The organism is Sporosarcina sp. P3, from assembly GCF_002743415.1.
Lineage (GTDB): Bacteria > Bacillota > Bacilli > Bacillales_A > Planococcaceae > Sporosarcina > Sporosarcina ureae_A.
Genome location: NZ_PDZE01000004.1, coordinates 50,307 through 77,017 on the forward strand (window position 1 = coordinate 50,307; position 26,711 = coordinate 77,017).

Genomic DNA, 26,711 nt, shown 5'->3' on the forward strand with positions numbered 1-26,711 from the left:
CTACTATTATTTTTCCAGTTCATTGACGAGGAAATCGACCGCCATTCGCAATTGTTTATCGTTCTTTGACTCTGCACGATATTCTTCTGTAGCTGTTTTCAATGCCGTGAAGAATTCTCTGTCCATATCATAGCCTTCTTTGATCTCTTGCTCCGCACGGAATGCATGTACAGCTTCTGCCGTTTCACTGTCAAAATAGCCATCTGTTCTACCTGGACGGAAATCAAAAGCTTTGAGCATGCGTTGCGCATAAGCAACTTGATCATTGAAATGCCCTTCTTTCATCGTATCCGTCACCATCTGTAAGTGCTCCGTGAATAAACTGTTCTGTTTTACTTCAATGTCCGCTGCGACCCCTTTACCATGGATCCATTTCTCTTTAGGTGTCAGCCACTTACTCGTGGACAACTTCAACTCTCCGCCGTTTGACAATTCCATCGTTTCTTGAACTGTTCCTTTTCCGAAGCTTGTCGTGCCGATAATTTCACCACGTTTCAAGTCTTTGATCGCCGCACTCAATACTTCGCTCGCCGATGCGCTGCCGACGTCCTGTAAGACCACAATCGGAATTTGTTTCAATCGTTCATTGAATGAAAGTTCTTCGTCTTTCTCCGTTGAAATAGGCGTCAAATTTCCCTGTGCATCTTGCATCACGACAAATGTTCGATCTTCTTCTAACAAACTACTGGAAATTTCAGATACTGCCTGCAAATAGCCACCTGGATTACCACGAAGATCGATGATGATCGCTTGGGCACCTTTTTTGATGACGTCAGACGTAGCCTTTTGCCACTCTTTTGCGGTCTCTTCACCAAACATGCTTAGCGCTATGTACCCGAGCTTAGCATCCCGTTCTTTCATCAGCTCATGTGACACAGACTGCACGGGCATATGATCGCGCGTGATCGTATATTCCATATGCTTATCCGCTTCAGGTCGAAAAATCGTCAACTTCACTTCTGTTCCCTTATCACCGCGGATCATATTCACTACATCGCGTAATGTTTCATTGGCCAAACGTTCTCCATTGACGCGCACAATTTCATCATAGGGCTGTAATCCCGCCTTTTCTGCTGGTCCTCCTTTAACTGGGGCTACAATCACATACTTACCGTTCGTCCGTGTCATTTCTGCACCGATCCCTACACGTGATCCTGCAAGTGATTCCCGATGAGACTCCGCTTCCTGTCCCGTTAGATACGTAGAATACGGATCACCGATTGTATCCGTCATCCCCCTCAATGCCCCTTCAATCAGCTCGTCCTTTTTGACTGGGTATACAGCTCTCTCCTGAATCTTTTCAAACACCTCATCGACTACAGGTAGCTTACTGACCGATTCATTCTTTGCCACCTCCTGCTTACCACAACCATTTAGCCATATGGCGCCGATCAGTAATAACACCCCCACCAAAAAAAGCCTGCTCTTACGCATTCATAACCTCCTCCTCTCTTCACTATATGAAGGGAGACAAGAAGTTACGACACGAGAACAGACTCTTTTTTCAGTCCATCGAATCGACTAATTCATTCAATGCTTTTTCATCTAATGGTCCAATGATTTTTTGTGCTATGCGTCCTTGCGTATCAATCATATACGTCGTAGGCATCGAAAACACACCATATGTATGGGTGACTTCCGCCGTTTTATCTAGTGGAATAGGGAAGCTTAATCCATAATCATCTACAAACGTTTCCACTTCGCTTAAACCAAGCCTCTCGGATTCCGTCACGTTGATTGCGATCAGTTCTACTTGGTCTTCATCCGTTAATTTCGAATAAAAACTTTCCATATGCGGCATTTCCGCTTTACACGGAGGACACCACGTCGCCCAGAAATTTAAAATGACTTTCTTTCCTTTCAACTCAGAAAGCGTCACCGTTTCGCCTGCTAATGTGTCCAGTGTAAAGTCTGGTGCAACTGAATATTGCGCCAACCCTTCCTCTTCGCCTGGCAATGCATCTTCCTCGTTTACTTGTGTAATCGGGGCTTCTACAGGGTCTTTCTGTCCAACTGTATTTTGTACCATAATGAAGATTAATGTTCCGATCACTAATGCCGTAATGATATACCCAAGTGTTTTCTTACTCACTCTACCTCTTCCTTTCCACTAATCGGTTGTGCTGTAGCTCTCTCTATTCCCCACATGAACAAGCCGATGAAAATAGTCGTGATGAATGCTGTATTCAGTAGATTGCCTTGAATGGCCGATCCGAGAAAATGAACCGCTACCAAGACGCCGGCGAGTTCACTCACTGTATTGACTTTCTTTCGTTCACTCCACCAAGACAAGACAAAAATGGCCGCAAATAATAGAACCGTTGCACTTTTCACTACTATACTGCCTTCATTTAGAAAAGTCATAGCGATTTGATAGACAGCTTGCCAACAAATCAACGCAAGCAACAGCGACCATTTATCGATACGCTTCCACTTCTCTTTATATACTTGCCGGAGCATCATTAAACCAGCTACGACGAGTCCCAGTATCCAGCCAAACATCCCGCCATGAAAATAAAGAATAGAGAGTGGATTTTTTAGGACCATAGTGAAATCTGTCAAAATCACGGATAATTTCCAGACAATCACCACATTAAAAAATACATCACCGACTCGTGCGCCATGTACTTTACCAAAATATAAGCGAATGAAAAGATAGGTCACTAAGAAACCTGTAATGAACGCAATCCATGAGGAAGGCATGGTAATGGAACCGATTGGGTAATACTGCGTAACAGGCATTGTCCATCCCCCTGTTCTTTCTGTAAACGTATGAAAACCTACCTTTTCAGGCAGGTTTTCATTTCATGCTATATTAAAAAGAAACGTAATGCAAAGGGTTGACTGCACTCGGACCTGTGGCAGAGAAGTTGCCTACGTGCACTTCAAAGTGCAAATGTGGACCCGTAGAGTAACCTGTCGAACCGACTGCTCCTATTAATTGACCTTTATCGACAGATTGTCCTGAACTCGTACCAATCGTGGATAGGTGAGCATAGACTGTCGTCAAAATTTGACCTTTTACGGAGTGCGTGATCATGACCACGTTCCCTAGGCCCTCCATAGTACCTGCATAAGAGACGACACCATTTCCTGCTGCGACAACCGGAGTTCCAGTAGGTGCGCTAATATCCATTCCACGGTGTTGTTTTTTCACTTTCGATATCGGATGAGTCCGCCAGCCAAATCCTGAACTGAATCTACCCGTTGTCGGCTTTGTCCATGATCCGCTCGAGACAGGCGGAGCCGCATTTGCACTTGTAGAAGCACTTGCACTACTACTTGCCGCTGCTGCCAATCTTTCTTGCTGCAACTTTTGCTTTCTCGCTTGCTCTTTACGAGCGACTTCTGCTAAGCGATTTTGTTCTGCGATAATTTTCTTTTCGAGTTTAGAACTGAATGCTACCGTATCGCTATATTCTTCTTCTAATGCGCCTTTTTCACTTGAAAGTTTTTCTTGACTCTTTTCAAGCTCATTGACCACATCTCTTTTTTCGAGCTTTTGGTTATGCAATTCATCTTTTATCGCTTGAATTTTTTGCTTGCGTTCTTTTTGTTCAGCCAATTTCTGCTCGACAAGTTTCTTCTCTTCTTCAAGTAACTCCATATCTTCTTCTTGCTGTTGAATGATTTTTCGATCGGCATCCATCAATGTAGATACTGCCGAGAAGCGGTCAATGAAATCTGAGAAACTGTTAGCGCCAAGAAGTACATCTAAATAACTGACTTTATTCCCCTTGACTTGCATCACGCGAACGCGCTCACGCAATACTTCGTCTCGTTGTTCGATCCGAATCTCTAATTCTTTAATAGATGCTTGAAGTTCATCAATTTCCTTTTTCGTTTGATTCATTTCAGCAAGGATGCGATCCAAGTTTTGGTTAGTCTCTTCAATCTTATCATTCAGCTTTTTGATTTGGTTGATCAGCTGATCGACTTTTGACTGCTTTTCCTGTATTTGCGTTTCTTTCTTTTGGATAGTCGAATCTAAGTTTTTCTTCTTCATTTCTGCAGCCTTTTTTTCATTCTGCAAATCTTTCAGAGAGTCCGCGAATACATCTGTACTACCAACCGTTGTGGCTAGCAAACATACCGCAAGGACACTTGAAATGATTCTATGTCTTTTTATCAAATCCGTGTTCTCCCCTTAGTAAAAATTACGATTTTAAGAATTTCCTAACTGACATGAAACTACCCCAGACGCCAATAAAGACAGCGACAAATAGTAGTAAGAAGTTTAATTGTAATAGGAAGGGGTTAGGATCGAGCAAATGGAATAATTGATTTTGCAAACGACCTTCCCAGAATTCGTACAATTTCGAGTAAAATGTGGTCATGAGGGCCATTGGAATAATCGCACCAAAAATCCCCAACCACACACCTTCGAGCATGAAAGGAATCCGTACGAAACTATCTGTTGCACCAACCAGTTTCATAATATCGATTTCTGTCCGTCTCGCCACAATCGTGAGTCGAATCGTGTTCGATATGAGGAACATGGCAGTAAACAGTAAGGCCAATATTAAACCTAGTCCCACGTTTCGTCCTATTTTTAAGACATTGAAAAGTTTTTCTACCTTACCTTCTCCGTACTCTACGTCAAACGTATACGTATACGTAGCAATTTCATTGGCGATGGATGCTGTGTTTTTTGGGTCATCCGCTTTTACATATAAGGCATCACCGAGGGGATTGTCTTGTTTGTAGAGCGCTAACTCATCACCGAAAGATTGAATCATTCGCTCCAATTCCTGTTTTCGTGAGGAATACTTGACTTCAGCAACACCTGGGGTTTCTTTAACTTCCTTCAATAGTTCCTGGACTTCTACTTCATTCGCTCCTGGTTCCGCAACGACTTTGATCTCCACATCGTTCTCGATGTTATCGGCCAGTTGATTTAAGTTCATCATGATCACGATGAATACACCAATCAATAGTAAAGTCACAGTCACAGCGCTAACTGAAGCAAAGGTCATCCAGCCATTTCGACTAAGACTTTTGAAACTTTCCCGAATATGACGTCGTACTGTTCTAGATTTCATTGGAGTATTCTCCTTCGTGCTCATCTCGTGTGATGAGTCCGCCTTCGATCTGTATCACGCGATGTGGTTGATTATCCACAATTTCTTTATTGTGTGTAGCCATAATGATCGTTGTACCTTGTGCATTTATCCGTTCAAAAATCTTCATGATTTCCCATGAAGTCTCTGGATCTAAATTTCCTGTCGGTTCGTCTGCAATGACAAGCTTCGGTTGATTGACGATCGATCGTGCAATCGACACGCGTTGCTGTTCTCCGCCAGACAATTCATTTGGAAACATTCTCGTTTTCTTAGTGAGTCCCACTAATTTCAACACGTCTGTCACTTTTTGACGTATGACGCTCGGTGATTCTTCAATTACCTCTAGCGCATACGCTATATTTTCATAGACGGTTAGTTTTGGCAGTAGTTTAAAATCTTGAAACACTACGCCAATTTGTCTTCTCAAATAAGGGATATCTCTTCTTTGCATTTTTGTCAGATCGGTATTGTTAAAATAAATCAATCCACTAGACGGGACTTCTTCACGATACATCATTTTAATGAACGTAGATTTACCTGCCCCACTCGGCCCGACAACATATACAAATTCCCCTTGATCGATTTCGACATGAATTCCGTTAGAGGCTACAACACCATTCGGGTACTTTTTGTATACATTTTTCATCACAATCATACATCATAACCACCTGAATTTTGTTTTTCTCTCATATTCGCCATTTTTATTATAGCATGGGCTTAACTCTACCATGTATTACAGTTATGTATCAATTGATTAAGACAGCAAAATTGTAAAAATCTAGTTTATCTTTTGGAAATATGTACAAAAAAAGATCGCCCCCAAGAAAGTCTTGGAGACGACCGGACAGTTCATTATTTCTTTTCAGCTAACCAAGCAGCAACTGCGTCTGCTTCTTCGCCTTGAATAATACCAGGAGGCATTGCGCCTTTACCGTTAATGATAATATCATGGATTTCTTCTTCAGAGTGTGTAGCTCCAACGTTTTCTAGTGCTGGACCTGCTCCACCTTCCAAGTTTCCTCCGTGACATGATGCACAGCTTTGTTGTACAACTGCTTCTGCATCTACATCAGTAGTAGCTGCGCCGTTGTCGTTGTTTGCGTCATCTTTTGGTTCTGAAGCGTTATCGTCGCCTCCACCACAAGCGCCGAGAACTAAAGCCGCTCCGAAGAGTGTAGCCAATAGTTTGTTCTTCATGTAATATCCTCCCTTTTACTTAAAATTTTCTAACACAACAAGTAGTATACCAAATACCGACCGAATTATGGTGAAAATAGATGACAAAGTTATAAACTAACGAGGACCATCGCGTTCCTTTTCTATTTCAAGCCATAAAAAGCCCTTTTGGTAGTGAATACATATATAGTATTCACCAGAAAACCCGTTCTTAAACATAGTATTTTGTCATGTGGGTAACATAACAAGGAAATTCAGCGTGTACCACATAATTTGAGTTAAATAAAAATCACTCTTTGTCATAGTCTGTAATATTGTAACGTCTTTGTAATATACAAGGACGTTACAATATTACAGAATGAATTTTCATTTACTATGATCTACTTTCAGATCTACATGACAAAAATCTTTCCATGTACTTTTTTACATGTGAGCTACTCTGTGAAAATTAACAGCTCAGCCAACTTAAAGTGAACCGCACTGAGTGTCACCCACTCAAATTATAAGGATTGGTGCGTAGGAAGGGCGACTCCCGATGGATCAGCCCGATCAGGTGAGACAACCAAAAGGAAGCCTGCGACCTGGTTGGCTCACCGCGGGCCCATGGGAAAGCGTCCCCTCCGAAGCGCCAATCCCCATCCCAACAGCCACTCCAGCCTCTCTACCTTAAAACCCACAATGAACATACCCAATTTAATTAAAAAACAGCCGCAACAAGTCATTAAAAAATGACCTGCCCAGCTGCCTAAGTATACTTAAGAAATTCTAGAACGCAAATACGCATTGATAAACTGATCAATCTCGCCGTCCATTACAGAACTAACGTTACCCGTCTCCTCATTCGTACGGTGATCCTTGACCATCGAATACGGATGGAACACATACGAACGAATCTGACTGCCCCAACCAATCTCTTTCTGCTCGCCACGAATATCCGCCAAGCGCGCTTCCTCTTCCTCTACGCGAATCTGGTAAATCTTCGCCTTCAACAGATTCATCGCACGCTCACGGTTTTTGATCTGTGAACGTTCCGTCTGACACGTAACAATCGCACCCGTTGGAATGTGCGTCATACGTACAGCAGAGTCCGTCGTGTTAACATGCTGTCCACCAGCACCACTCGAACGGTACGTATCGATCTTGATATCTTCCGTCTTCAGATCCAATTCAATGTCGCCATCAAATTCCGGCATGACCTCAATAGAAGAAAATGAAGTATGGCGTCTACCTGAAGAGTCAAATGGCGAAATCCGAACGAGTCGGTGCACGCCTTTCTCTGCTTTCAAGTAACCATAGGCATTATGCCCTTTGATGCCAAGCGTAACAGACTTCACGCCCGCCTCGTCACCTGCTTGGTAATCGAGAGTTTCGACTTTAAAGCCGTGGTGCTCAGCCCATCGAGTGTACATACGAAGCAACATCGATGCCCAGTCCTGAGACTCGGTACCGCCTGCGCCTGAGTGTATTTCAACTACTGCATTATTTTTATCAAATTCATCGCTCAATAACATTTGAAGATCGAATTGCTCCATCTTCTTTTTGAACTCTTTTAATTCGGAAATAAGTTCTTCTTGTAACTCTGCATCTGCCTCTTCTCGCAGAAGTTCCAAGGTCATTTCCAAGTTTTCTTGTATTTCGTTCAATTCGTTATATTCGCCGACAATGTCTTTCAATGCATTCGATTGTGAAATAACTTTCTGCGCCGTATCCTGGTCATCCCAGAATCCTGGCTCCATCATCATTTCTTCTAATTCCTGCATGCTAGCCTCTTTGTTTTCTAAGTCAAAGAGACCCCCTAAAGTCCGCTAATTTCTTAGCTGTTTTGTCGAGATCGTTGCGCACATCGGATAATTCCATCATAATTGTTTCCTCCTGAGTGGTTGTTTCTTTTTATGATTTGCCGTGGCAGTTTTTGTACTTCTTGCCGCTACCACACGGACAAGGTTCGTTACGTCCGATATTGACCGTACGTCGAATCGGCTTTTTAGCAACCGGCGCGCCGTCTTCTTTCGGGTTGTTCGCTTGACCTTTTGCTACTTCTTCGCGCTCCAAGTTATTGCGGATTTCTGCCTTCATGACATACTTCGTCGCATCGTTTTCGATGGCCATCAGCATATCTTCAAACATTATAAAACCTTCTGCTTGGTATTCACGAAGCGGGTCATTCTGTCCGTAAGCACGTAAATGAATTCCGTTACGGAGCTGATCCATCGCATCGATATGATCCATCCACTTGGTATCAATCGCACGCAACAAGACGACCTTCTCAAATTCACGCATACGCTCTTCGGACATTTCTTGCTCTTTCTCATTATAGCGCGCAATGACCAATTCGTGAATAAATGTTTGTAACTCTTCTGCTGTTTTACTTTCTAAGTCTTCGATTGTCACCGTATCTTCAGCTAGTAAGTTTGCTTCCAGATAGTCTTTCAAGCCTTTTGAATACACCGTATTGTCTGCAGTGTGAGTCGCCACTACGCGTTCAATTACGGAATTCAACATATTTTCAAGAACGGGGCGAATATTTTCTGAACCAAGTACTTCATTACGCTCTTTGTAAATGACTTCACGTTGTTGACGTAGTACATCGTCATATTGCAATAAACGTTTACGTGAATCAAAGTTATTCCCCTCTACTCGTTTCTGAGCAGACTCAACTGAACGTGACACCATTTTCGATTGGATCGGCGTTTCATCGTCCATACCGAGTTTAGTCATCATCGATTTCATTTGCTCAGAACCGAAACGTCGCATTAATTCATCTTCTAATGAAAGATAAAACTGCGTAACCCCTGGGTCACCTTGACGTCCTGAACGTCCACGGAGCTGATTATCAATACGTCGTGACTCATGTCGCTCTGTACCGATGACCGCTAAACCGCCAACATCTTGGACATGTTCACCTAGTTTAATATCTGTACCACGACCGGCCATATTGGTTGCGATCGTTACGGCACCTCTTTTACCCGCGTCTTGAATGATTTCGGCTTCTCGCTCGTGATTCTTCGCGTTCAAGACATTATGCGGAATACCGTATTTTTTTAGAAACGCTGAAATAATTTCTGACGTTTCAATCGCAACCGTACCGACAAGCACCGGTTGGCCTTTTTCGTGTCGATCTTTAATTTCTTCCGCTACAGCTCTGTACTTTCCATCCATCGATGCAAAGATCAAGTCTGGACGGTCATCACGTGCAATCGGTCGATTGGTCGGAATCGCAATGACGTTCATATTATAAATATTGCGGAACTCTTCTTCCTCAGTCTTCGCTGTACCCGTCATGCCGGACAGCTTTTCATACATACGGAAGTAGTTCTGGAACGTAATCGTCGCAAGTGTCATCGACTCGTTCTGTACTTCGAGTCCTTCCTTCGCTTCAATCGCCTGGTGCAGTCCATCACTATAACGACGGCCTTTCATCAAACGACCCGTGAAGGAGTCAACGATGACCACTTCGCCTTCTTCTACTACATAGTCTACGTCATTATGCATACTTACATGCGCTTTCAATGACTGATTGATTGCGTGGTTGAGCGTCACGTGTTGCAGATCGAATAAGTTTTCAATGCTGAACGCTTTCTCAGCCGCTTCGATCCCTTGCTCCGTCAACACAACACCTTTCGTTGATTCATCAAATGAAAAATCTTCTTCTTTTTTCAACGTGATCACAAAGCGATTGGCTAAGCGATATAATTCTTGCGCTTTCGCAGCCTGACCGGAAATAATGAGCGGTGTCCGTGCTTCATCGACTAAAATGGAGTCGACTTCGTCAATGACGGCGAAATGAAGTGGACGCTGAACTTTATGTTCATTATATAGCACCATGTTGTCACGCAAATAGTCGAAACCGAGTTCGTTGTTCGTGCTGTAGGTTACGTCTGCTTCGTACGCTTCACGTTTCTCTTCTTTACTGAGGCTGTTCAAGTTCAAGCCTACGTTCATGCCGAGGAATGAATACAACTGCCCCATCTCTTCCGCGTCACGACTAGCCAAGTATTCGTTGACAGTTACGACGTGGACGCCTTTGGAAGTCAGTGCATTTAAATAAACGGCGAGTGTAGAAGTCAATGTCTTCCCCTCACCGGTCTTCATCTCTGCGATATTCCCTTCGTTAAGCGCTGCAGCACCCATGATTTGCACGCGGAATGGGTAGAGTCCGAGCACGCGTCGTGAGGCCTCACGCACGACAGCAAACGCTTCAGGTTGTAGGTCATCGATTGTCTCGCCTTGTTGGTAGCGTTGTTTGAATTCATCTGTTTTGGCTGTTAGTTGTTCGTCGGATAGCTTTTCCATGTCGTCTGCCAATAGTTCTACTTGATCGGCAATTTTTTCGAGTCGTTTTAGGTCTCGTTTGTTTGGGTCGAACATTTTATTTAGTACGCCAAGCATTTATTGTCACATCCTCATAGCTTCTTTAATTAGCAGGACGTGCCTGCTAGTTGTAAGTTCGGTGTCTAGGTATTTTTGAGTCACAGTCCATTTTAGCATTGTAAAAAGCTAGGTGCAAATGGGGCGCTGTATCTTTTTTCCTAAGTTTGTCTTGGGTTAGGGTGGAGGTGCTGTTGGGGTTGGGGATTGGCGCTTCGGAGGGGACGCGTTCTGGAGGGCCCGCGGTGAACCAACCAGTTCGCGTTGCTCTCTTTGGTTGTTTCACCTGATCGGGCTAATCCTCCCAGAGTCGCCCCTCCTACGCGCCAATCCCTTACGAGCTGAGTGGGTGACAGTTTCTGGTGTGCATTGTATGTGGGATTGTAATCGTGTTTGTATTCGCTTTTGATTCATCTTTGAATTTAAATAAGTTGGAGCCAACATTGGTATGCTAACTACAGTGAATCACTTATGTATTTCCACCTTACGCGTAGGATTGTAACAGAAGCTGGGGCGACTCCTGAAGGTTCCGCGAAAGCCTTAGCGGAGCGTTAGGAGTATGCGCTTTTGTAGGCTGCTATTGAGCAAGCCACGCGCTCAGGAAAGCTTCCCCTAGCTGGAGTGGAAATCTCTTTGTACCCACTGATTGTGTTCTAAAGGTAACACTTCTATTGGGGAATGAAAAAACAAGCCCAGCTTGAGCTGGACTTGTTTGGGTTGTGTATTAGTTTGTTTCGATTAGGCCGTATTTGCCGTCTTTACGCTTGTAGACGATGTGTGTGCCGTCGGAATCTGCATCTGTGAAGATGAAGAAACTGTGGCCTAGCATGTTCATTTGAAGGATTGCTTCTTCTTGGTCCATCGGCTTCAAATCGAACTGCTTTGTGCGTACTACGTCGAACTCCGCGTCGTCCTCGAGGTCTTGCGTATTATTGCTTTCAGTTGACTGGAAGAAAGCGGCTACGCCTTCGCGCTCACGTGATTTACGATTCACACGTGTTTTATATTTACGAATTTGACGCTCTAGCTTGTCGACGATTAAGTCAACCGCTGCATACATATCGTTGTGACGCTCCTCTGCGCGAAGTGTCAAATTCTTCATGGGAATTGTAATTTCCACTTTTGTTTGTTTATCACTATAAACTTTCAAGTTCACATTAGCTGTAGCGTTTACCCCTTCAGTAAAGTAACGCTCTAGTTTCTCAACTTTCTTTTCAACGTACTCTCTGATCGCCGGAGTTACCTCGACGTTTTCACCGCGAATATTGAAGTCTAACATATGAACTCCTCCTTTATTTAAACCCTCATTACCTTACTTCTTCATAGTACCCGTAAAACCCTTTTCAAAACTTAAGAAATATGTGGAATTGTAAAGAAACTTCTGGTTTTTGTTGATTTCACTCTGTTTCTTTCACTTTTCGTGCATGATGTTTTAATTCTTCCGTAATCAGCGTATCCACATTTTGATCTTCACCAAACTCAAATCCATACTCAAAACCAAATTCGGTTTCTTTTTTCCAAGCCACATTTCCTAAGATTTCAAAGGGATGCTTAACGATTGTAAACTCTAATTGTAGCGCTAACATTTCGGAGCGCACAGGTAGATCTAGATGCGTCACGAACTTCACGCCACCCGTGCTAATATCCAAAATTTCACATCGCCCTTCATTAGACAAGTTTTTCTCTTCATTTTTCAATTGAATACGGAATGTGGCCGGTATGTATGAATTGAACGAATACCGAAAGTAATCATGACGATTATAACGCATAGGACGATTCCTCTCTATTGAATACCTATATGTAAAAAAGCCGAAAGAGATTCCTCTCTTCCGGTGGTCAATGCTTTGAATCGAAATAGGCACCGTCTTGAGACATCTTACCGTATGGATTTACATAGCTATTCATATTTTCTTTTTTGGCTTGAGATTGTGAAATATTTGCGCGTATCGTATGGGTGAAACGTTCCAGACTAGTCTGTACATCTTTCTCCAAACGAATCAATTCTTTACCGAATGCATCTTCCTCCGCAGTGAAAGGCTGGACTATTTGTGACTGCAACACATCGCGTTCATTCAGTATCTTGTCGATTTGCTTAATCACGTCGTCACGCTGTTCTTCCTCCACTGCCTGTACAAGCGCAATTAATTGTAGAGAACGGTCACGCCACATCGTCATAGCGGGTCGAATCATATCTCACTCACGTTCGAATATTGTTTCGAGCGATTAATTTGGATGACTTGCTTCCACGTATCACGGAATTCTGTAATGATGCCTGCCGCTTCTTCAAACATCGCGGGATCATTTTGGATATTCCCTTCGATTAAGCGGCTATTTACGAATTCATATAGAACCAGCATGTTTTTGGATACGTCATAGGATGTATCCAATGTCAGCATTAATTCAGTCACGATTGCTTGCGCTTTTTGAATCGCAATATTCTTTTGCTCCAAATTACCTTTAGCCAACTCCATCTTGCCTTGCTGAATAAATTTAAGACATCCGTTATAAAGCATTAACGTCAACTCGCCAGGTGTGGAAGTAATTACTGAATTATTTTGATATGCTGCATAAGGGTTGTTAGTAGCCATTTTATGTTATTCTCCTTTTTTAGCTAAGTTGCGTTACATGCCGCCGCCAAGTGAACTCATCAACGCTGCAGACTGGGAGTTAGCACGTTGGATTGCTTGTTCCATCGCGTTGAACTGCTTATAGTACCGGCTTTCCATCATCTGAAGTTTCGTTTCGAAGCGCTCGATTTGTTTGTCCATGTTTTTTAAAGAACGACCAAGTGCAAATGTATCGTTTACAGCAGTAGAACTACCTGCTTTGACGGTAATCTTTTCTTGTGCTACTTGTAATTCATTTCGGTATCGTTGTGCAATTCCTCCCTCTTTAGGCTCAGTATTGCTTTTACCGATTAAATCATAGACTGCGTTTGGATTTTCTGAAATTGCAGCACGAAGTTTATCTTCATTGATAATTAATTTACCGTTGTCTAAATAACTCTTTGTTGGCTCTATACCTAAATCTTTGAGACTGATTGTAATTTGTTTGTTATCTTTATCGAGACTCTTACCGTCTTTATCAGTAGTGTTTACAGATATAGACATAATAGAACGCAAATTATTTAACATAGTAGAAAGGGCTGGGTCACCTTTTAACGTACCACTCATAGCCTTTTCTTCCCACAGTTCAATTTCTTTTTCTTTCATATCAGCTTTTTGTTCTGCCGATAGTGGATGGAAGGACTTGAATTGCTTCTCCTTGATCTTACTGTTCAGTTTTTCAATCATTTCATTATAATCATTGACGAATTCTACGACGGAATCTAAAACTTTTTCTGTATCTGTAGAGGAACTGAATGTAACAGGATCTGTGGTAGTTTGTTTTAGATTAACTTGAAATCCATTAACCTCAAAACTGTTTGATGATCGCTTCATATCCAAACCATTAAAATTAAAACTAGCATCAATACCTTGTTGACTCGAAGCAACTCCTGTACTCAACCCAAGATTTTCAGCTAAACTCCCACCATTCTTCTCCACAACAGTGATATCGCCAAAACCACTATTCTTAGCACTCATAGCGATTTTTCCAGATCTATCGTCATAAAACGCACTAACGCCTGTCTTACTGTTTATATTTTTTAAAACTGAATCCAAAGTATCTGTAGCTTTGACTTCAATATCAACGGCTTCTTTTCCAGGTGCAGTAATCGTCAATATTTGGTTTTGAGAATCATTTTCTTTGATAATGCCAATGTCAGCAAGAGTAGACTTTGCAGCTTGTTCACTCGTAATGTTTGCCTCATCTTTTTGTAAAGAGCCACCACTTTGCAAAGTAGCTTGCTTAGCTAATGTAGTTATCTTAATAGATCCTGAGAAGTCCGCACTTGAATTTTTAGAAGTTATACTTAGTGCATCTTCATCCGACACACTGACGTTTTTCTTCATATACGTACTTTGCTTCATGACGGTATCAAATAGCTTGTCACTTGATTTTCTCAAGTCCCGGTTCGTGGAACGATAGTCATCGAGTTGCCATTGTGTGTATTGTTTCTTTTGTGTAATTTTATCAAGAGGAATCCGATGCGCTTTCATCATGTCTCTGATGATTGATTCTGTATCAATTCCCGATGCCAATCCACCGATTCTCATCGTGCCTCACACCTTTATTGTTAAATTTTATGATCGATTAGTAATCCAATGAAGTCTTTCATAGCTGCGTGTATGTCGAGCAATTTTTTGGGTGGTATTTCACGAACTACTTCTTCTGTGTCTGGATCTACAATCGTTACGTAATATTCATTTAGCTGTTCGTGGAATATAAAGCGCAACTGGACATTTGCACTTTCGAGAAATTTGTTCATGCCATCTGTTAATTCTTTCGTTTCACTCTTTGACAACTCGACTTGTAACTCCGGTGTCAACTGTTGTGCTGGCTGACCAATGGGTTGACTGTTTGAAACTTCTCTTTTGTTTTCAACGGACCCACTCTCGTAAGTTGTTTGCACTGGTTGCATTGCGGGGCCATCGCCTGTTCGGCTGATCATACTGGTACCCCCCGTCTTCAATGAACAATCGTTATGTATAGTATCGGATGAAAATATGGGATGTTGAGTATAGCTACATTTTTTCTTCTATAGCTTCCTTCTTACGCGAATAAATAATTTCCACGTTATGAAATTCAGACTATTATAACAGTCGAAAGTAATGTATGATTAGAACAATCCATATGAATAAAGGAGCATACATTCATGTTTCATTCCATTAAAACAAAAATAATTCTTCTTGTTGTCGTGCTAGTTGCTGGTGGCGTTCTGACCATGACGGGAATTAGTAGCTGGTTAGTCAAGGAACGAACAGAGGAAAACCTCATACAATCGAGTAGTACGCTGCTAACTGAAATGAGTGCTTCCATTGAAGCGGATTTGCAACAATACAGTAAAGGGTTAGAGTTGCTCACCGATTCGTCGGATTTTACGAATGCGACTGCCACAGCAGGCGAAGCAGAACTTGCGAAAGCACTTAACCACACATTGGAGACGTATCCTGACGTATCGAGTACATATCTTAGCTTTGCGACCAAAGAAACGATGATTCGTCCTTACGTGGATTTGACCGACTTCGATCCATCTACACGTGAATGGTATCAAAATGCCGTGACAGAAACGGAACAAGTACATTGGACTAAACCGTATATTGACGAAGCGACAGGTAATTTTGTCATTAGTGCTTCAAAAGCCGTGATGAACGGCAACGATCTAGTGGGTGTCGCGGGCATCGATATTCAGTTATCGACCATGTCTGAAGATATCTCAGCGACCGCTATCCCACACGATGGTTATGCATTCATTCTCGATTCTGAAGGAACCGCCATCGCTCACCCTTCGCTTGTTGGAGAGAATGCGATGAATCGTGACTATGTAGCCAAAATGTATAAAGAGTCGGCTGGTCACCACACATTTGAGCAAGAAGGCGTCAAAAAGGTCGATATGTTCACTACGATTCCGAATTTCGACTGGAAACTGGGTGTCATCTATGATCAGAAAAATATGCAATCCCTCGCCACAGGTTTACGCAACGTCATGATCGTTGCAGCTGTCGTGACTTTGGTGTTACTTGCGATCATTCTATCTATCTTTATCAGCCGAATGCTGAAGCCGATTTTCCGTTTACAAGAGACCGTGCAGCAAGTAGCAGACGGTGACTTGACGGTTCGGGCGAACATTCATTCCACAGATGAAATTGGAGATCTAGGCAAAGGTTTCGATCAGATGCTTAATCAAATGAACGGTTTGATTACGACCGTGACACATTCTGCATCCAATGTACTCGCGAGCTCACAAAACTTGAGTGCTGTCTCCGAAGAAACGAATGCGACGAGCGAAGAAATTGCAAGTGCTTTGGCGGAAATCACTAAAGGAGCTGTCCAGTCCGCGGAAAATGCGGACACGGTGACCACTCGTGCGGAGCTATTAAATCAGCAAATCCAAGAAGCTAATGTTACCGCGGGTGAAATGGCAAGTTTGGCAACAGAAGCCGTAACCTATAACGCGGAAGGTCGCGCACAGATGAATGTGTTAAGCTCTGCATTTAACAATTGGAATCAAGACTTGCAACAAATGGGCGGCATGATCGGATCACTAGAAGATAAAGTCACAGCGATCAGTTCCGTCATTGACGCCATCACATCGATCTCTTCGCAGACCAATCTACTTGCGTTAAACGCTAGTATTGAAGCAGCAAGGGCTGGTGAACACGGCAAAGGCTTCGCAGTAGTCGCAAATGAAGTCCGTCAATTAGCGGAGCAGTCTGCGAGTTCAGCGGAGCAAGTACGCTCGACAATCCAAGAACTGCAAAACGGCACGCAGCACGTTATTGAGCAAATGGACAATACGCGTAATACATTCGAACGCCAAAGCACTGTCGTACAAGACACAGAAGGCATTTTCGAAAGTATTTCTAGTTTCATTGGCGATATGCAATCCCGTATCCATCAAGTCACTACCGCACTCCAAGAAATGGACGCCCATAAAAATGATGTATCTGAACAAATTCAAATTTTATTGTCGACGACAGAAGAATCGGCTGCGGCTTGCGAAGAAGTGAGTGCGTCTTCTGATGAACAGCTTCACGCAATCGGCTCGGTTACCGAAGCGGCTGAAGCCTTGACGCAGTTGAGTGAAGACTTGAGTTATGCCGTAGAACGATTCAAAATCTAACACGATCCGCCAAACCTTATTGAAGGTTTGGCGGATTTTTTCATAAAAGCCAAGGCACTCTGAGAATCTCTGCATAGAATAAGGGTAGTTCCACATTTGGAGGTGAAATCAATATGGGAGAATCAGTTAAAGGCTATGGTTGCGGTGGCGGTTATGAAGGAGGCTTCGGCTTTTCCATGATCGTTGTTCTGTTTATCTTATTGATCATTGTCGGTGCAGGATTTATGGGTTACGGTTGCTAATTACTTAAAAAAAATGGAGGTGGAGACATGTTTGGATTCGGTGGATACGGACGCGGTGGCGGTGGCTACGGAGGACACGGAGGACACGGGGGACACGGCTGTGAGTCTGGTGGATCGTACGGCAATTGCGGTTCTTATGGAAACGGATTTGCATTGATTGTCGTACTATTTATTTTACTCATCATTGTAGGCGCTGCTTGCCTATAAGACTTTACAAAGAAACCTGTCAAATCGACAGGTTTCTTTGTTTTTCTTTATAAAACTATGAACATATAGGAAAATTAGCCGATAACAAGCTAGGTACAATATAACATCACACATCTTAGAAGGAGCTGAACCTGCATGTTACGGTCTATAAAGACAAAGATTATCTTCACTGCTATCATGTTATTCATTTTAGGTATTGCACTCATGACCTGGATGACGAATGATCAAGCAAAAAAACAATCGATGGCCAATGCCACTGATTCAAGTAATGCCATCATCAATGAAATGAGTTTTGGCGTGTATCAATTTATGGACAAGTATGAAAAAGGATTGGCGTTGCTAGCGACAACCGATGCCATCACTGAATTTACCGGAGAAAACGGGAAAGAAGTGTCTGTCACAGAAATAGAGGAACGTTTACAAGCTTTCTTGTCTATGTATCCAAGTGCAGATGCGGTCTATTATTCATTGACATCCAAATATACTGTCATTAAGCCGGATGATGATTTAACTGATTACGATCCGACGACGAGAAACTGGTACAAGTTAGCACAAGCACAACCAGACGACGTGCAATGGACGGAGCCGTATTTGGATGATACAACCAATCAGTTTGTCATCACAGCTTCCAAAGCCATTATGATCGATGGTACGTTTGTCGGTGCTCTAGGACTCGATATTGAACTAAGTGCTTTGACAGACGAAATAGCGAGCCGCGATATCGGGTATAACGGCTATCCAGTGTTGCTCGATGATCAAGGGTTGGCTATTGTACATCCTTCCAAAACAGGAACGGACGTTACAAACGAAGCCCATTTCAAAAAAATGTATGAGGCCGACAGTGGTGTCATCCAATACACCGACGATCAAGGGATCGACAAGCGCAATATCTATACGACGATTCCCGACTTCAACTGGAAAGTTGGCGCTGTCTACGAAGAACGTCATTTGAGTGCGTTGGCCAATTCATTACGTAACTCTATGCTAATTATTGCGCTCATTACATTAATTCTCACATTCGTCGGTCTATTTATTACGATCAGTCGGATGTTGAAGCCACTCGATACCGTCAAAGATTTAATGGCCAAAGTGTCTGGCGGCGATTTAACCGTACGTTCAGAAAACCAAAGTGCAGATGAAATTGGCGAACTGAGTCGTGACTTCAATCATATGGTGCAAAATATGAACGACATTATCACAGTCGTCCATACATCAGCAGACAATGTGCGATCGAATTCCGAAAGCCTAAGTGCTGTATCAGAAGAAACAAGTGCTTCAAGCAATGAAGTCGCAATGGCTGTCGGAGAAATTGCGCAAGGTGCTGCAAAATCTGCCGAAGATGCTGAAACCGTTACAGAACGTACCGACCTTCTCGGACAGGAAATCAATGAAATTCGAGAAAAAGCAGAAAATATGCTGGAGATCGCGAAACAAACGGGTATTCAAAACGACAATGGTCAGCAACAGATGCACGCGCTGAAAACTTCATTTGCGACTACCGGTAAAACGCTAGAGGAAATGTCCAACGACATCGATTCACTCGGCGGAAGAGTACAAGCGATCGGTAGCGTCATGGAAACGATCATGAACATTTCCAAACAAACGAATCTCTTAGCACTCAACGCAAGCATTGAAGCAGCAAGAGCAGGCGAACACGGCAAAGGATTCGCAGTCGTAGCAGAAGAAGTCCGCACCCTAGCCGAACAATCCGCCCGCGCGACAGACGATGTCAAAGTCACGATAGAAGAATTACAAAAAGAATCACATATCGTCTCTGAACAAATGCAACAAACGATCCACACATTCCGCGACCAAGGCATAGTCGTTGGAGATACGGAAAATACATTTGAAGAACTTTCTTCACTCATGGACACCATGCAAGAATCGATCCACACCGTATCCAATGAAATCCAATTAATCGTCACACATAAAGACGACGTGTCCTTAACCGTTCAAACGATGTCCGCCACCTCCCAAGAAACCGCAGCAGCCTGCGAAGAAGTGAGCGCATCATCAGAAGAACAACTCCGCGCAATCCAATCGGTGACAGAAGCAGCCGAAACATTGACGGAACTGAGCGAGAAACTATCAGAAGTCATTGCACAATTTAAAATGTAATTTATTTTAGGGAAGATTTCCGTCATGTTTTTTGATGGAGGTCTTCCTTTTTTGTTTGGAGGTTCATTGTTTTGGTGGGTGTGCTCTATTGAGTGGGTGATTTGCTCATTGTTGTTGGATGAGCGCTCTATTGGATTGATATCCGCTCATAGCTGTTGCGTGAGCGCTCTATCGGACATATCACCCCGGTTACGCTCATTGTCACTGCGCATACGCTCTATCCAACACCGCATCCGCTCATACTCAACGCGCGAGCGCTCTATCCAACATGATATTCGCTCAATCCCAACACGCAAACGCTCTATCAAACATCGTATCCGCTCAATCCCTTCGCGCAGCCGCTCTATCACCATATCATCCCGGTTACGCTCATTGTCACAGCGTCAGCGCTCTATCCAACACCACATCCGCTCATACTCAACGCGTAAACGCTCTATCAAACATGATATCCGATCAATCCCAACACGCAAACGCTCTATCAGACATCATATCCGCTCAATCCCTTCGCGCAGCCGCTCTATCAAACACGAAATCCGCTCAATCCCAACGCGCAAACGCTCTATCAAACACCGTATCCGCTCAATCCCTCCCCACAACCGCTCTACCCAACCCAACATCCGCTCAACCAACCAAACCATCCACCCTCCCCCACCTCAAAAAAACAACCAAACCCCCTAAACTCCCCCCAATCAAACCGCACACTTTCCCCTAACCAAAACACTCACTTTCCCCAAGCAAAACGACAACACACCGATTCGATATCTCCTTCAAAACTTTCTATTATATACATACCCAGGGAATACAAAGTGTCGTGCACGACCTGAAGAGGTCGCTTTTATGGAAAGCAAAACAAATGAAAACTTTGAAGAGGTAATGGAACAATACGAACCGATGATCTCAGCCGTCATGAGAAAATTACACATCTACCGTGATTTTGACAACTTCCGCCAAACGGGACGCTTCGCACTTTACCAAGCATGGACGCGATTTGACGAATCGAAAGGAAGCTTTACTCCATTCGCCTACCGTTCCATCTACGGCGCGATGCTCGATGACTTAAAAAAAGAGAGTCGATTTAGCGAAGTCAATACATCAGTCGAAACCGAGACGTTAGAAAACCTAACACAACATGACTTCATCGAAGATCCAAACAACGAACTACACGAAATCCTCACCGCACTCCCAGCAAATGAACGCGAACTACTCGTCAAACTATACGTAGAAAACAAAAGCCAAGCCGAATGCGCTACCCACTTCGGCATCTCCATTTCGGGAATCAAAAAACGTCGAGCAAAACTACTGATGAAATTAAAAGATCAACTAACCGCCAAACGAAACGTAGAAAGCTAAAAAAGCAAGAGCCGCCCGAATGGGTAGCTCTTGCTTTTGTTTGCTCTATTGAACCTGTCTTGATCTCTGCTTTTGAACAATCACTTTATACTCAAAAAAATTCAAGTGAAACGTCACTACTAAACGTCAGCCCTTCCACTTCCGAAACCCACGACGCTGCGCAAAACGCGCACAAGACGAACACACTTTAATCTTCTTATCATTCGGCAAATAATATCCTTGATAAACAGACGTCCGCTTCTTACAATACTCACATTTCGGCTTAAAGAAATCAAACAACATACTCTTCCCTCCTGACCGCTAACGAACACAATTCCAACCAAACGATTCATAATTACACTGATTATACCACCCCACCAACCAAAACAGTGAAAATTTCACGAAACCATTCGACAGAAAAAGCGCTCCTCCGCAGAGGAACGCTATGTATAATTCTATTTACTCATCCGTTATTTCGTAATTCCCACGCTTATGATTCTTTCGGATCAGATACGTCTTATATCCTTTCCTTACACCGAGCGCCATTTGCGTGAACCTGGCCGACAATCCATTCTTCAACATGCACGCTCGCTGGTATTTTGTTTGAAATACTGAATAACTACATTTCACAGTAAAAACATTACCGTCCCGGAAAATCACTTTTGTATGATGTTTATCGAATGGCAAGAATGTTAAGACGTGTGCCAATGAAAACCACACGCATTCATTACTCGAAGGCGAATTACTCGGGAAAAAGTATATATCCAATCGCTCATTGACCATGACGGGTGTCATATGGATTTCCCCCATCAATGCCTTGCCACCGTCGATCCCACCGCGCAAACTCGTCCCGTAAAACTTCATGCTCAAGTCCACTACTTCAGTTGGACTTTTATCCACCCGTATAAAATCACCGTCTTTCAGTAACACCGCACATAACTTTCCCTCATCGTCATAATACGGATATACTAGACTCGTACCCGGTGAAATCACTGACTTTGTCTCTTCGTCCATGCCCCAATATCCTCCTTTTTTATAGAAACTCCTTTCGATTAGTGGAATAAAAGGGTATACTAACGATATGTTGGTATACACCAGCTAGTAAATCCTCGGGTCTGTCTCCCATGACATGAAGCACTCGGGGATTTTCTCTATCCACTAGGTGACGCATTGCGATCTCACCTCCCTTCAGATCCTTACGTTAACGCACAAAAAACAGGCCAATAAACAGAGTTTTAGTTATCGACCTGCGTTCATTCATTTTGAAAGACAGTAAGCGTTTACATAGCATATCACGTACAAAGTACCTGTCTTAAGGACTAGTATATAGTACTATAATGATTTCGTCTACCTTCATTTCCATTATTCTGATTTTATTGTTGAACCTCTATATAATATGGCAGGTTCTGTATGTTGATCAGACATTTTGACAAAGCATTGCGTTTAGCGAATGAAGTGAATTAAAATACAATTCGAGACATTATGCAATTTTGAAGAGCACTAAGGAGGATTTTTGTATGGTTAAGGATAAAATATTGCTCATCACAGGGGCTGCACAAGGAATAGGTTTCGAAATATCCAAAGCGTTCTCAGAAGCTGGCGCCATCGTCGTGTTGACCGATGTGAATGAAGAAAAGGTAAAAGAAGCGGCTGTCACGTTAGGTGGCAGGGCAATCGGCTTAAAATGCGACGTCACGAAAGAGGAAGATCTTCAGCAAGCAATCGATGAAGCAATCGCCCGCTTCGGCAGAATCGATATCCTCATTAACAACGCAGGTTTGCAGCATGTCTCAAAGCTTGAAGACTTCCCTACTGCACGATTTGAACTGTTAGTAAAAGTTATGCTCACTGCCCCGTTCATCGCGACTAAGCTCGTCTTGCCGCATATGAAAAAACAGCAATTCGGTCGGATCTTAAATATGGCGTCCATTAACGGACTCGTAGGCTTTGCAGGAAAAGCAGCGTATAACTCGTCTAAACACGGTGTAATCGGATTGACGAAAGTAGCCGCACTCGAAACAGCAGCTGACGGCATTACCGTGAACGCGATTTGCCCAGGCTACGTGGATACACCTCTCGTGCGCAATCAATTTGAAGACTTAGCGGAAGTGCGCGGTGTCCCTCTCGAATCCGTACTCGAAGACATTATTTACCCCCTAGTTCCACAGAAACGTTTATTGGATGTGAAGGAAGTAGCGGATCTTGCGCTATATCTTTCAAGTGATAGCGCGAAAGGAATTACCGGTCAGGCGATTGTACTCGACGGTGGGTATACAGTGCAGTAAGATAGAAGCTAGTTGTCGAACCACGCTATTCATTCAACAACAACTCCAGCAACCAAAAAAGTTCTCAACCGACCATTCGTCGCGTTGAGAACTTTTTTCATATTACAACACACTTAATTCCGAATCTTTCCTATCACTAATGAACATACAACCCGGCGAATGCGTGATCATAATAGACGGCTTACTTTGCATCGCTACGGCTTGCGGCGTCACACCACACGCCCAGAACACTGGGATTTCGTCTTCGTGGATCGTCACGGCATCTCCAAAGTCTGGTGCGGAAATGTCGTCAATTCCAATAAAACTCGGATCGCCGAGATGAATCGGTGCACCGTGAACGTCAGGGAAACGCGTCGTAATTTGAATCGCGCGAATCGCGTCTGACGCTTTCATCGGTCGCATGCTGACTACGGTCGGCCCTTCGAAAATACCCGACTTCGTGCACGCAATATTCGTCTTATACATCGGAACATTGCGATTTTCCTCGATATGCCGAATAGGAATTCCATCCGCAAGTAATGGTGCTTCAAACGTGAAACTGCAGCCGATTAAAAAGCCTACCATATCGTCTTCCCAGTAATCCGTAATATCGTGTACTTCTTCGGCCAACACGCCGTCCCTATACACACGGTAACTCGGTAGTTCACTGCGAATGTCTGCATCTTCAGCAAGCTTCGCCAGACGATACGAACCCGGTTCTGTGACATCTAGTAACGGACAAGACTTTGGATTGCGCTGGCAAAACAGCAGAAAATCAAGTGCATGCTCTTGCTTTAATATGACCAAATTCGCTTGTGTAAAGCCAGTCGCCATCCCGGACGTCTGCCCCGTAATGACTTGCTCTCGGATGAACTTCCGAACTTCCTTCGCTTTCATTGAACGATACGCTTCCATCCATACACCCTCCTAACGATCACTTAAAAAGTAATGGAATCTGTTCGATCAACGTAATAATACTCAACACGCCCATCACGACCACAACAATCGCGCCGCCAATCGTCAACCATAGCGGATGCTTGTATTCACCGACAATATTCTTCTTATACGCCGCAATAAGCAACGTACCTAGTGCGAGTGGCAGAATCAATGCATTCAATGCCCCTACTAATAAAAGAATCGTGACCGGCTTTCCAACGAACGCAAATGTTGAAGTCGAGACGATGATGAATAAAATAATAATCCAGTTATGATACTTTTCGATGATTGGGTGGAACGATCGGATGAATGAAACCGATGTATATGCTGCACCGACAACGGATGTGATCGCAGCTACCCACATGATGACACCAAACAATCTCAATCCAAGTTCTCCTGCTCCTAACTGGAACACAGATGCTGGTGGATTGTCTGGATCAATTTGCAACCCTTGTGAAACGATGCCGAGTACAGCTAGGAATAATGCTACGCGGATAACGCCCGTCACGACAATACCTGTGACAGAACTTTTTGTTACCAATGGAACAGAACCTATGCCTTTAATGCCTGCATCTAACAATCGGTGTCCACCGGCAAACGTAATATATCCGCCGACTGTACCGCCGACCAATGTAACGATCGCGAAGAAGCTAATTTCAGAAGGATTAAACGTTCGGACAATTGCTTCACCGACTGGTGGTGACGTTTTGAACGCAACGAATACGACTAAAATAATCATTAACACACCAGCTACGGCAACGACCTTGTCCATCACCTTGCCTGCTTCTTTGACCATGAATATCAAAATTGCAAAAACCGCACTAATGACCGCGCCCATGATCGGATCAATACCCGTCATCGCGTTCAGTCCTAAACCTGCACCTGCCACGTTACCGATATTAAACGCAAGTCCTCCTACGACAATAAGGAAGGCCAGAACGAAACCTAGACCGGGTAACACTTTATTGGCAATTTCCTGTCCACGTAAGCCGGACACTGCGATGACTCGCCAAATATTCATTTGAGCAAAGACGTCTAGAATTAATGAAATCAAAATGACGAAACCGAAACTTGCAGCGAGTTGCTCAGTAAATACGGTTGTCTGCGTTAAAAATCCTGGTCCAACAGACGAAGTCGCCATAAGGAATGCGGCACCAAGCAAGACGCCACGCGTTACTTTTTTCTGTTCTTGCTCATGAGTCAGTCCCAACTTCTCATTTTTCATACAGCATCCTCCCGATCAGCAATAGCCGTCACAGTAATTTCCTCACTGTTTAGCCGGTCTGTAATATATTTTGCAAACTCGACTGCATGCTCTCCATCTCCATGAATACAAATTGTGTCTGCACGTAGAGCCACATCTGTCCCTTGTTGCGAACGTACTTTACCTTCTTTGACCATCGTAATGACCTGCGCAGCCGACTGTTCTTGATCGGTAATCATCGCGTCATCCTGCGAACGTGAAGTGAGCATGCCATTTGATTGATACGTACGATCGGCAAACACTTCATGCGCCGTCACGAGTCCAATCGCTTCCCCTGCTTTCGACAATTCACTATCCGCAAGAGCGAATAATACCAGTGACGGAGATACATCATAAACAGCTTGTGCAATCGCCTCTGCAATTTTCTGATCTCTTGACGCCATCTGATACAGCGCGCCATGCGGCTTCACATGCTGCATCGGTTCTTGATGTATAGCTAAAAATGCTTGCAACGCTCCGATTTGATAAACGACCATATCATGCGCCTCTTCGGGAGTAATGTTCATATCTCTACGCCCGAATCCAACTAAATCCGGCAACCCCGGATGCGCGCCGATTCGCACTCCGTTATCGATCGCAAGTTGAACCGTCTCCCGCATCACAGAAGGATCGCCTGCGTGGAATCCACACGCTATATTGGCAGAGGTTACATATTTTAAAATCTCTTGTTGTTCTCCTAATGTATACCGACCAAAGCTTTCTCCTAAATCACTATTCAAATCTACTTTTGCCATGTGTATGACCCCCTTTATTTTTTACGAGACGAATCAAATCCGTCAGAATCCAGATGATTCGTCCAATTTACCAATAAGAAGTAAGCGTTTGCATATCATTCAGTTCCGTAATTCGAAACCGAGGTTTTGAACTTGAAACTTAGTCTATCATAAAAATCTTTTGCTGAATAGACCATTGTCGAAAAATGGTGAGTATTTTTATTATCCAAATAATAAGCTTGTATTTTCTCTTTAGAAATTTATAATAGAACTATGATTCGTTTTTCAGAATAACAGTTTCGAATTT

General features: G+C 43.3%; 26 protein-coding genes and 1 pseudogene. 6 read left to right on the forward strand and 21 right to left on the reverse strand.

The window, feature by feature from the left end:
- Window positions 1–6: 6 nt before the first annotated feature.
- The 15 genes from CSV61_RS06485 to flaG all read right to left on the reverse strand — a co-directional run bounded on the left by CSV61_RS06485 (window position 7) and on the right by flaG (window position 15,159).
- The gene (locus CSV61_RS06485; protein WP_099638534.1) at window positions 7–1,434 is read right to left on the reverse strand and encodes a S41 family peptidase; all 1,428 of its coding nucleotides are present in this window, start codon (window positions 1,432–1,434) and stop codon (window positions 7–9) included.
- 70 nt (window positions 1,435–1,504) lie between these two features.
- Entirely contained in the window at window positions 1,505–2,092 is a 588-nt protein-coding gene (locus CSV61_RS06490; RefSeq protein ID WP_099638535.1) for a redoxin domain-containing protein, read from the reverse strand.
- Window positions 2,089–2,742, reverse strand: coding sequence for a hypothetical protein (locus tag CSV61_RS06495; RefSeq protein WP_099638536.1), 654 nt, complete (start codon window positions 2,740–2,742; stop codon window positions 2,089–2,091). The genes CSV61_RS06490 and CSV61_RS06495 overlap by 4 nt, the downstream gene beginning before the upstream one ends.
- Window positions 2,743–2,815: 73 nt before the next feature.
- Window positions 2,816–4,132: a murein hydrolase activator EnvC family protein gene (locus CSV61_RS06500; RefSeq protein ID WP_233193535.1), complete on the reverse strand. Its 1,317-nt coding sequence runs from the start codon at window positions 4,130–4,132 to the stop codon at window positions 2,816–2,818.
- A gap of 25 nt (window positions 4,133–4,157) precedes the next feature.
- Entirely contained in the window at window positions 4,158–5,042 is an 885-nt protein-coding gene (gene ftsX, locus CSV61_RS06505) for a permease-like cell division protein FtsX (protein ID WP_099638537.1), read from the reverse strand.
- On the reverse strand, window positions 5,032–5,718 hold the full coding sequence (gene ftsE / locus CSV61_RS06510; RefSeq protein ID WP_083035233.1) for a cell division ATP-binding protein FtsE: 687 nt from the start codon (window positions 5,716–5,718) through the stop codon (window positions 5,032–5,034). Before ftsE ends, ftsX begins: the two co-directional genes overlap by 11 nt.
- A gap of 197 nt (window positions 5,719–5,915) precedes the next feature.
- Complete coding sequence (gene cccB, locus CSV61_RS06515) at window positions 5,916–6,260, reverse strand: cytochrome c551 (RefSeq protein ID WP_099638538.1); 345 nt, start codon at window positions 6,258–6,260, stop codon at window positions 5,916–5,918.
- 734 nt (window positions 6,261–6,994) lie between these two features.
- Window positions 6,995–8,096, reverse strand: a protein-coding gene (gene prfB / locus CSV61_RS06520) for a peptide chain release factor 2 (RefSeq protein WP_099638709.1) whose coding sequence is annotated in 2 segments (ribosomal slippage) — window positions 6,995–8,023 and window positions 8,025–8,096 — 1,101 coding nt in all. Because the reading frame shifts where the segments join, the coding sequence is not laid out codon by codon here.
- Window positions 8,097–8,129: 33 nt separating this feature from the next.
- The gene (gene secA, locus CSV61_RS06525) at window positions 8,130–10,628 is read right to left on the reverse strand and encodes a preprotein translocase subunit SecA (RefSeq protein ID WP_099638539.1); all 2,499 of its coding nucleotides are present in this window, start codon (window positions 10,626–10,628) and stop codon (window positions 8,130–8,132) included.
- Between the two features lie 703 nt (window positions 10,629–11,331).
- Window positions 11,332–11,886, reverse strand: a complete 555-nt coding sequence (hpf, locus tag CSV61_RS06530; RefSeq protein WP_083035229.1) for a ribosome hibernation-promoting factor, HPF/YfiA family — start codon at window positions 11,884–11,886, stop codon at window positions 11,332–11,334.
- 118 nt (window positions 11,887–12,004) lie between these two features.
- Window positions 12,005–12,376 carry a PilZ domain-containing protein gene (locus tag CSV61_RS06535; RefSeq protein ID WP_099638540.1) on the reverse strand — a complete coding sequence of 124 codons (372 nt, stop codon included), beginning with the start codon at window positions 12,374–12,376 and terminating at the stop codon, window positions 12,005–12,007.
- Window positions 12,377–12,443: 67 nt separating this feature from the next.
- Window positions 12,444–12,797: a flagellar protein FliT gene (gene fliT / locus CSV61_RS06540; RefSeq protein ID WP_099638541.1), complete on the reverse strand. Its 354-nt coding sequence runs from the start codon at window positions 12,795–12,797 to the stop codon at window positions 12,444–12,446.
- Window positions 12,794–13,195, reverse strand: coding sequence for a flagellar export chaperone FliS (gene fliS, locus CSV61_RS06545; protein WP_083035226.1), 402 nt, complete (start codon window positions 13,193–13,195; stop codon window positions 12,794–12,796). Before fliS ends, fliT begins: the two co-directional genes overlap by 4 nt.
- Window positions 13,196–13,228: 33 nt before the next feature.
- Window positions 13,229–14,764: a flagellar filament capping protein FliD gene (gene fliD, locus CSV61_RS06550; protein ID WP_099638542.1), complete on the reverse strand. Its 1,536-nt coding sequence runs from the start codon at window positions 14,762–14,764 to the stop codon at window positions 13,229–13,231.
- Window positions 14,765–14,784: 20 nt separating this feature from the next.
- On the reverse strand, window positions 14,785–15,159 hold the full coding sequence (gene flaG, locus CSV61_RS06555) for a flagellar protein FlaG (protein ID WP_099638543.1): 375 nt from the start codon (window positions 15,157–15,159) through the stop codon (window positions 14,785–14,787).
- A gap of 204 nt (window positions 15,160–15,363) precedes the next feature.
- Between flaG and CSV61_RS06560 the strand changes: the two genes are divergently transcribed.
- From CSV61_RS06560 to CSV61_RS06575, 4 genes and pseudogenes are all read left to right on the forward strand, one after another.
- Window positions 15,364–17,331, forward strand: coding sequence for a methyl-accepting chemotaxis protein (locus tag CSV61_RS06560; RefSeq protein WP_099638544.1), 1,968 nt, complete (start codon window positions 15,364–15,366; stop codon window positions 17,329–17,331).
- A gap of 113 nt (window positions 17,332–17,444) precedes the next feature.
- On the forward strand, window positions 17,445–17,573 hold the full coding sequence (locus tag CSV61_RS06565; protein WP_099638545.1) for a YjcZ family sporulation protein: 129 nt from the start codon (window positions 17,445–17,447) through the stop codon (window positions 17,571–17,573).
- Window positions 17,574–17,702: 129 nt separating this feature from the next.
- Window positions 17,703–17,780, forward strand: a pseudogene (locus tag CSV61_RS17060) (YjcZ family sporulation protein); the annotation flags it as partial.
- Between the two features lie 135 nt (window positions 17,781–17,915).
- Window positions 17,916–19,898, forward strand: coding sequence for a methyl-accepting chemotaxis protein (locus CSV61_RS06575; protein WP_099638547.1), 1,983 nt, complete (start codon window positions 17,916–17,918; stop codon window positions 19,896–19,898).
- Window positions 19,899–20,383: 485 nt separating this feature from the next.
- On the opposite strand, the gene CSV61_RS16720 is transcribed toward CSV61_RS06575, so the two are convergent.
- On the reverse strand, window positions 20,384–20,536 hold the full coding sequence (locus tag CSV61_RS16720) for a hypothetical protein (protein WP_158233786.1): 153 nt from the start codon (window positions 20,534–20,536) through the stop codon (window positions 20,384–20,386).
- A 199-nt stretch (window positions 20,537–20,735) separates the two neighbouring features.
- On the opposite strand from CSV61_RS16720, the gene CSV61_RS06580 reads away from it, so the two are divergent.
- Complete coding sequence (locus CSV61_RS06580; protein ID WP_099638548.1) at window positions 20,736–21,248, forward strand: sigma-70 family RNA polymerase sigma factor; 513 nt, start codon at window positions 20,736–20,738, stop codon at window positions 21,246–21,248.
- A gap of 126 nt (window positions 21,249–21,374) precedes the next feature.
- On the opposite strand, the gene CSV61_RS16725 is transcribed toward CSV61_RS06580, so the two are convergent.
- The gene (locus tag CSV61_RS16725) at window positions 21,375–21,530 is read right to left on the reverse strand and encodes a hypothetical protein (RefSeq protein WP_158233787.1); all 156 of its coding nucleotides are present in this window, start codon (window positions 21,528–21,530) and stop codon (window positions 21,375–21,377) included.
- Between the two features lie 156 nt (window positions 21,531–21,686).
- Window positions 21,687–22,241, reverse strand: coding sequence for a competence protein ComK (locus CSV61_RS06585; protein WP_099638549.1), 555 nt, complete (start codon window positions 22,239–22,241; stop codon window positions 21,687–21,689).
- Between the two features lie 503 nt (window positions 22,242–22,744).
- Between CSV61_RS06585 and CSV61_RS06590 the strand changes: the two genes are divergently transcribed.
- Entirely contained in the window at window positions 22,745–23,512 is a 768-nt protein-coding gene (locus CSV61_RS06590) for a 3-hydroxybutyrate dehydrogenase (protein ID WP_099638550.1), read from the forward strand.
- Between the two features lie 102 nt (window positions 23,513–23,614).
- Here CSV61_RS06590 and CSV61_RS06595 read toward each other — a convergent pair whose 3' ends face one another.
- Genes CSV61_RS06595 through CSV61_RS06605 form a run of 3 tightly spaced genes read right to left on the reverse strand, consistent with a single transcriptional unit; the run spans window position 23,615 to window position 26,425 of the window.
- Window positions 23,615–24,406, reverse strand: coding sequence for a putative hydro-lyase (locus CSV61_RS06595; protein WP_099638551.1), 792 nt, complete (start codon window positions 24,404–24,406; stop codon window positions 23,615–23,617).
- A 19-nt stretch (window positions 24,407–24,425) separates the two neighbouring features.
- Window positions 24,426–25,652 carry an NRAMP family divalent metal transporter gene (locus CSV61_RS06600; protein ID WP_099638552.1) on the reverse strand — a complete coding sequence of 409 codons (1,227 nt, stop codon included), beginning with the start codon at window positions 25,650–25,652 and terminating at the stop codon, window positions 24,426–24,428.
- On the reverse strand, window positions 25,649–26,425 hold the full coding sequence (locus CSV61_RS06605; RefSeq protein WP_099638553.1) for a LamB/YcsF family protein: 777 nt from the start codon (window positions 26,423–26,425) through the stop codon (window positions 25,649–25,651). Before CSV61_RS06605 ends, CSV61_RS06600 begins: the two co-directional genes overlap by 4 nt.
- Window positions 26,426–26,711 lie beyond the last annotated feature (286 nt).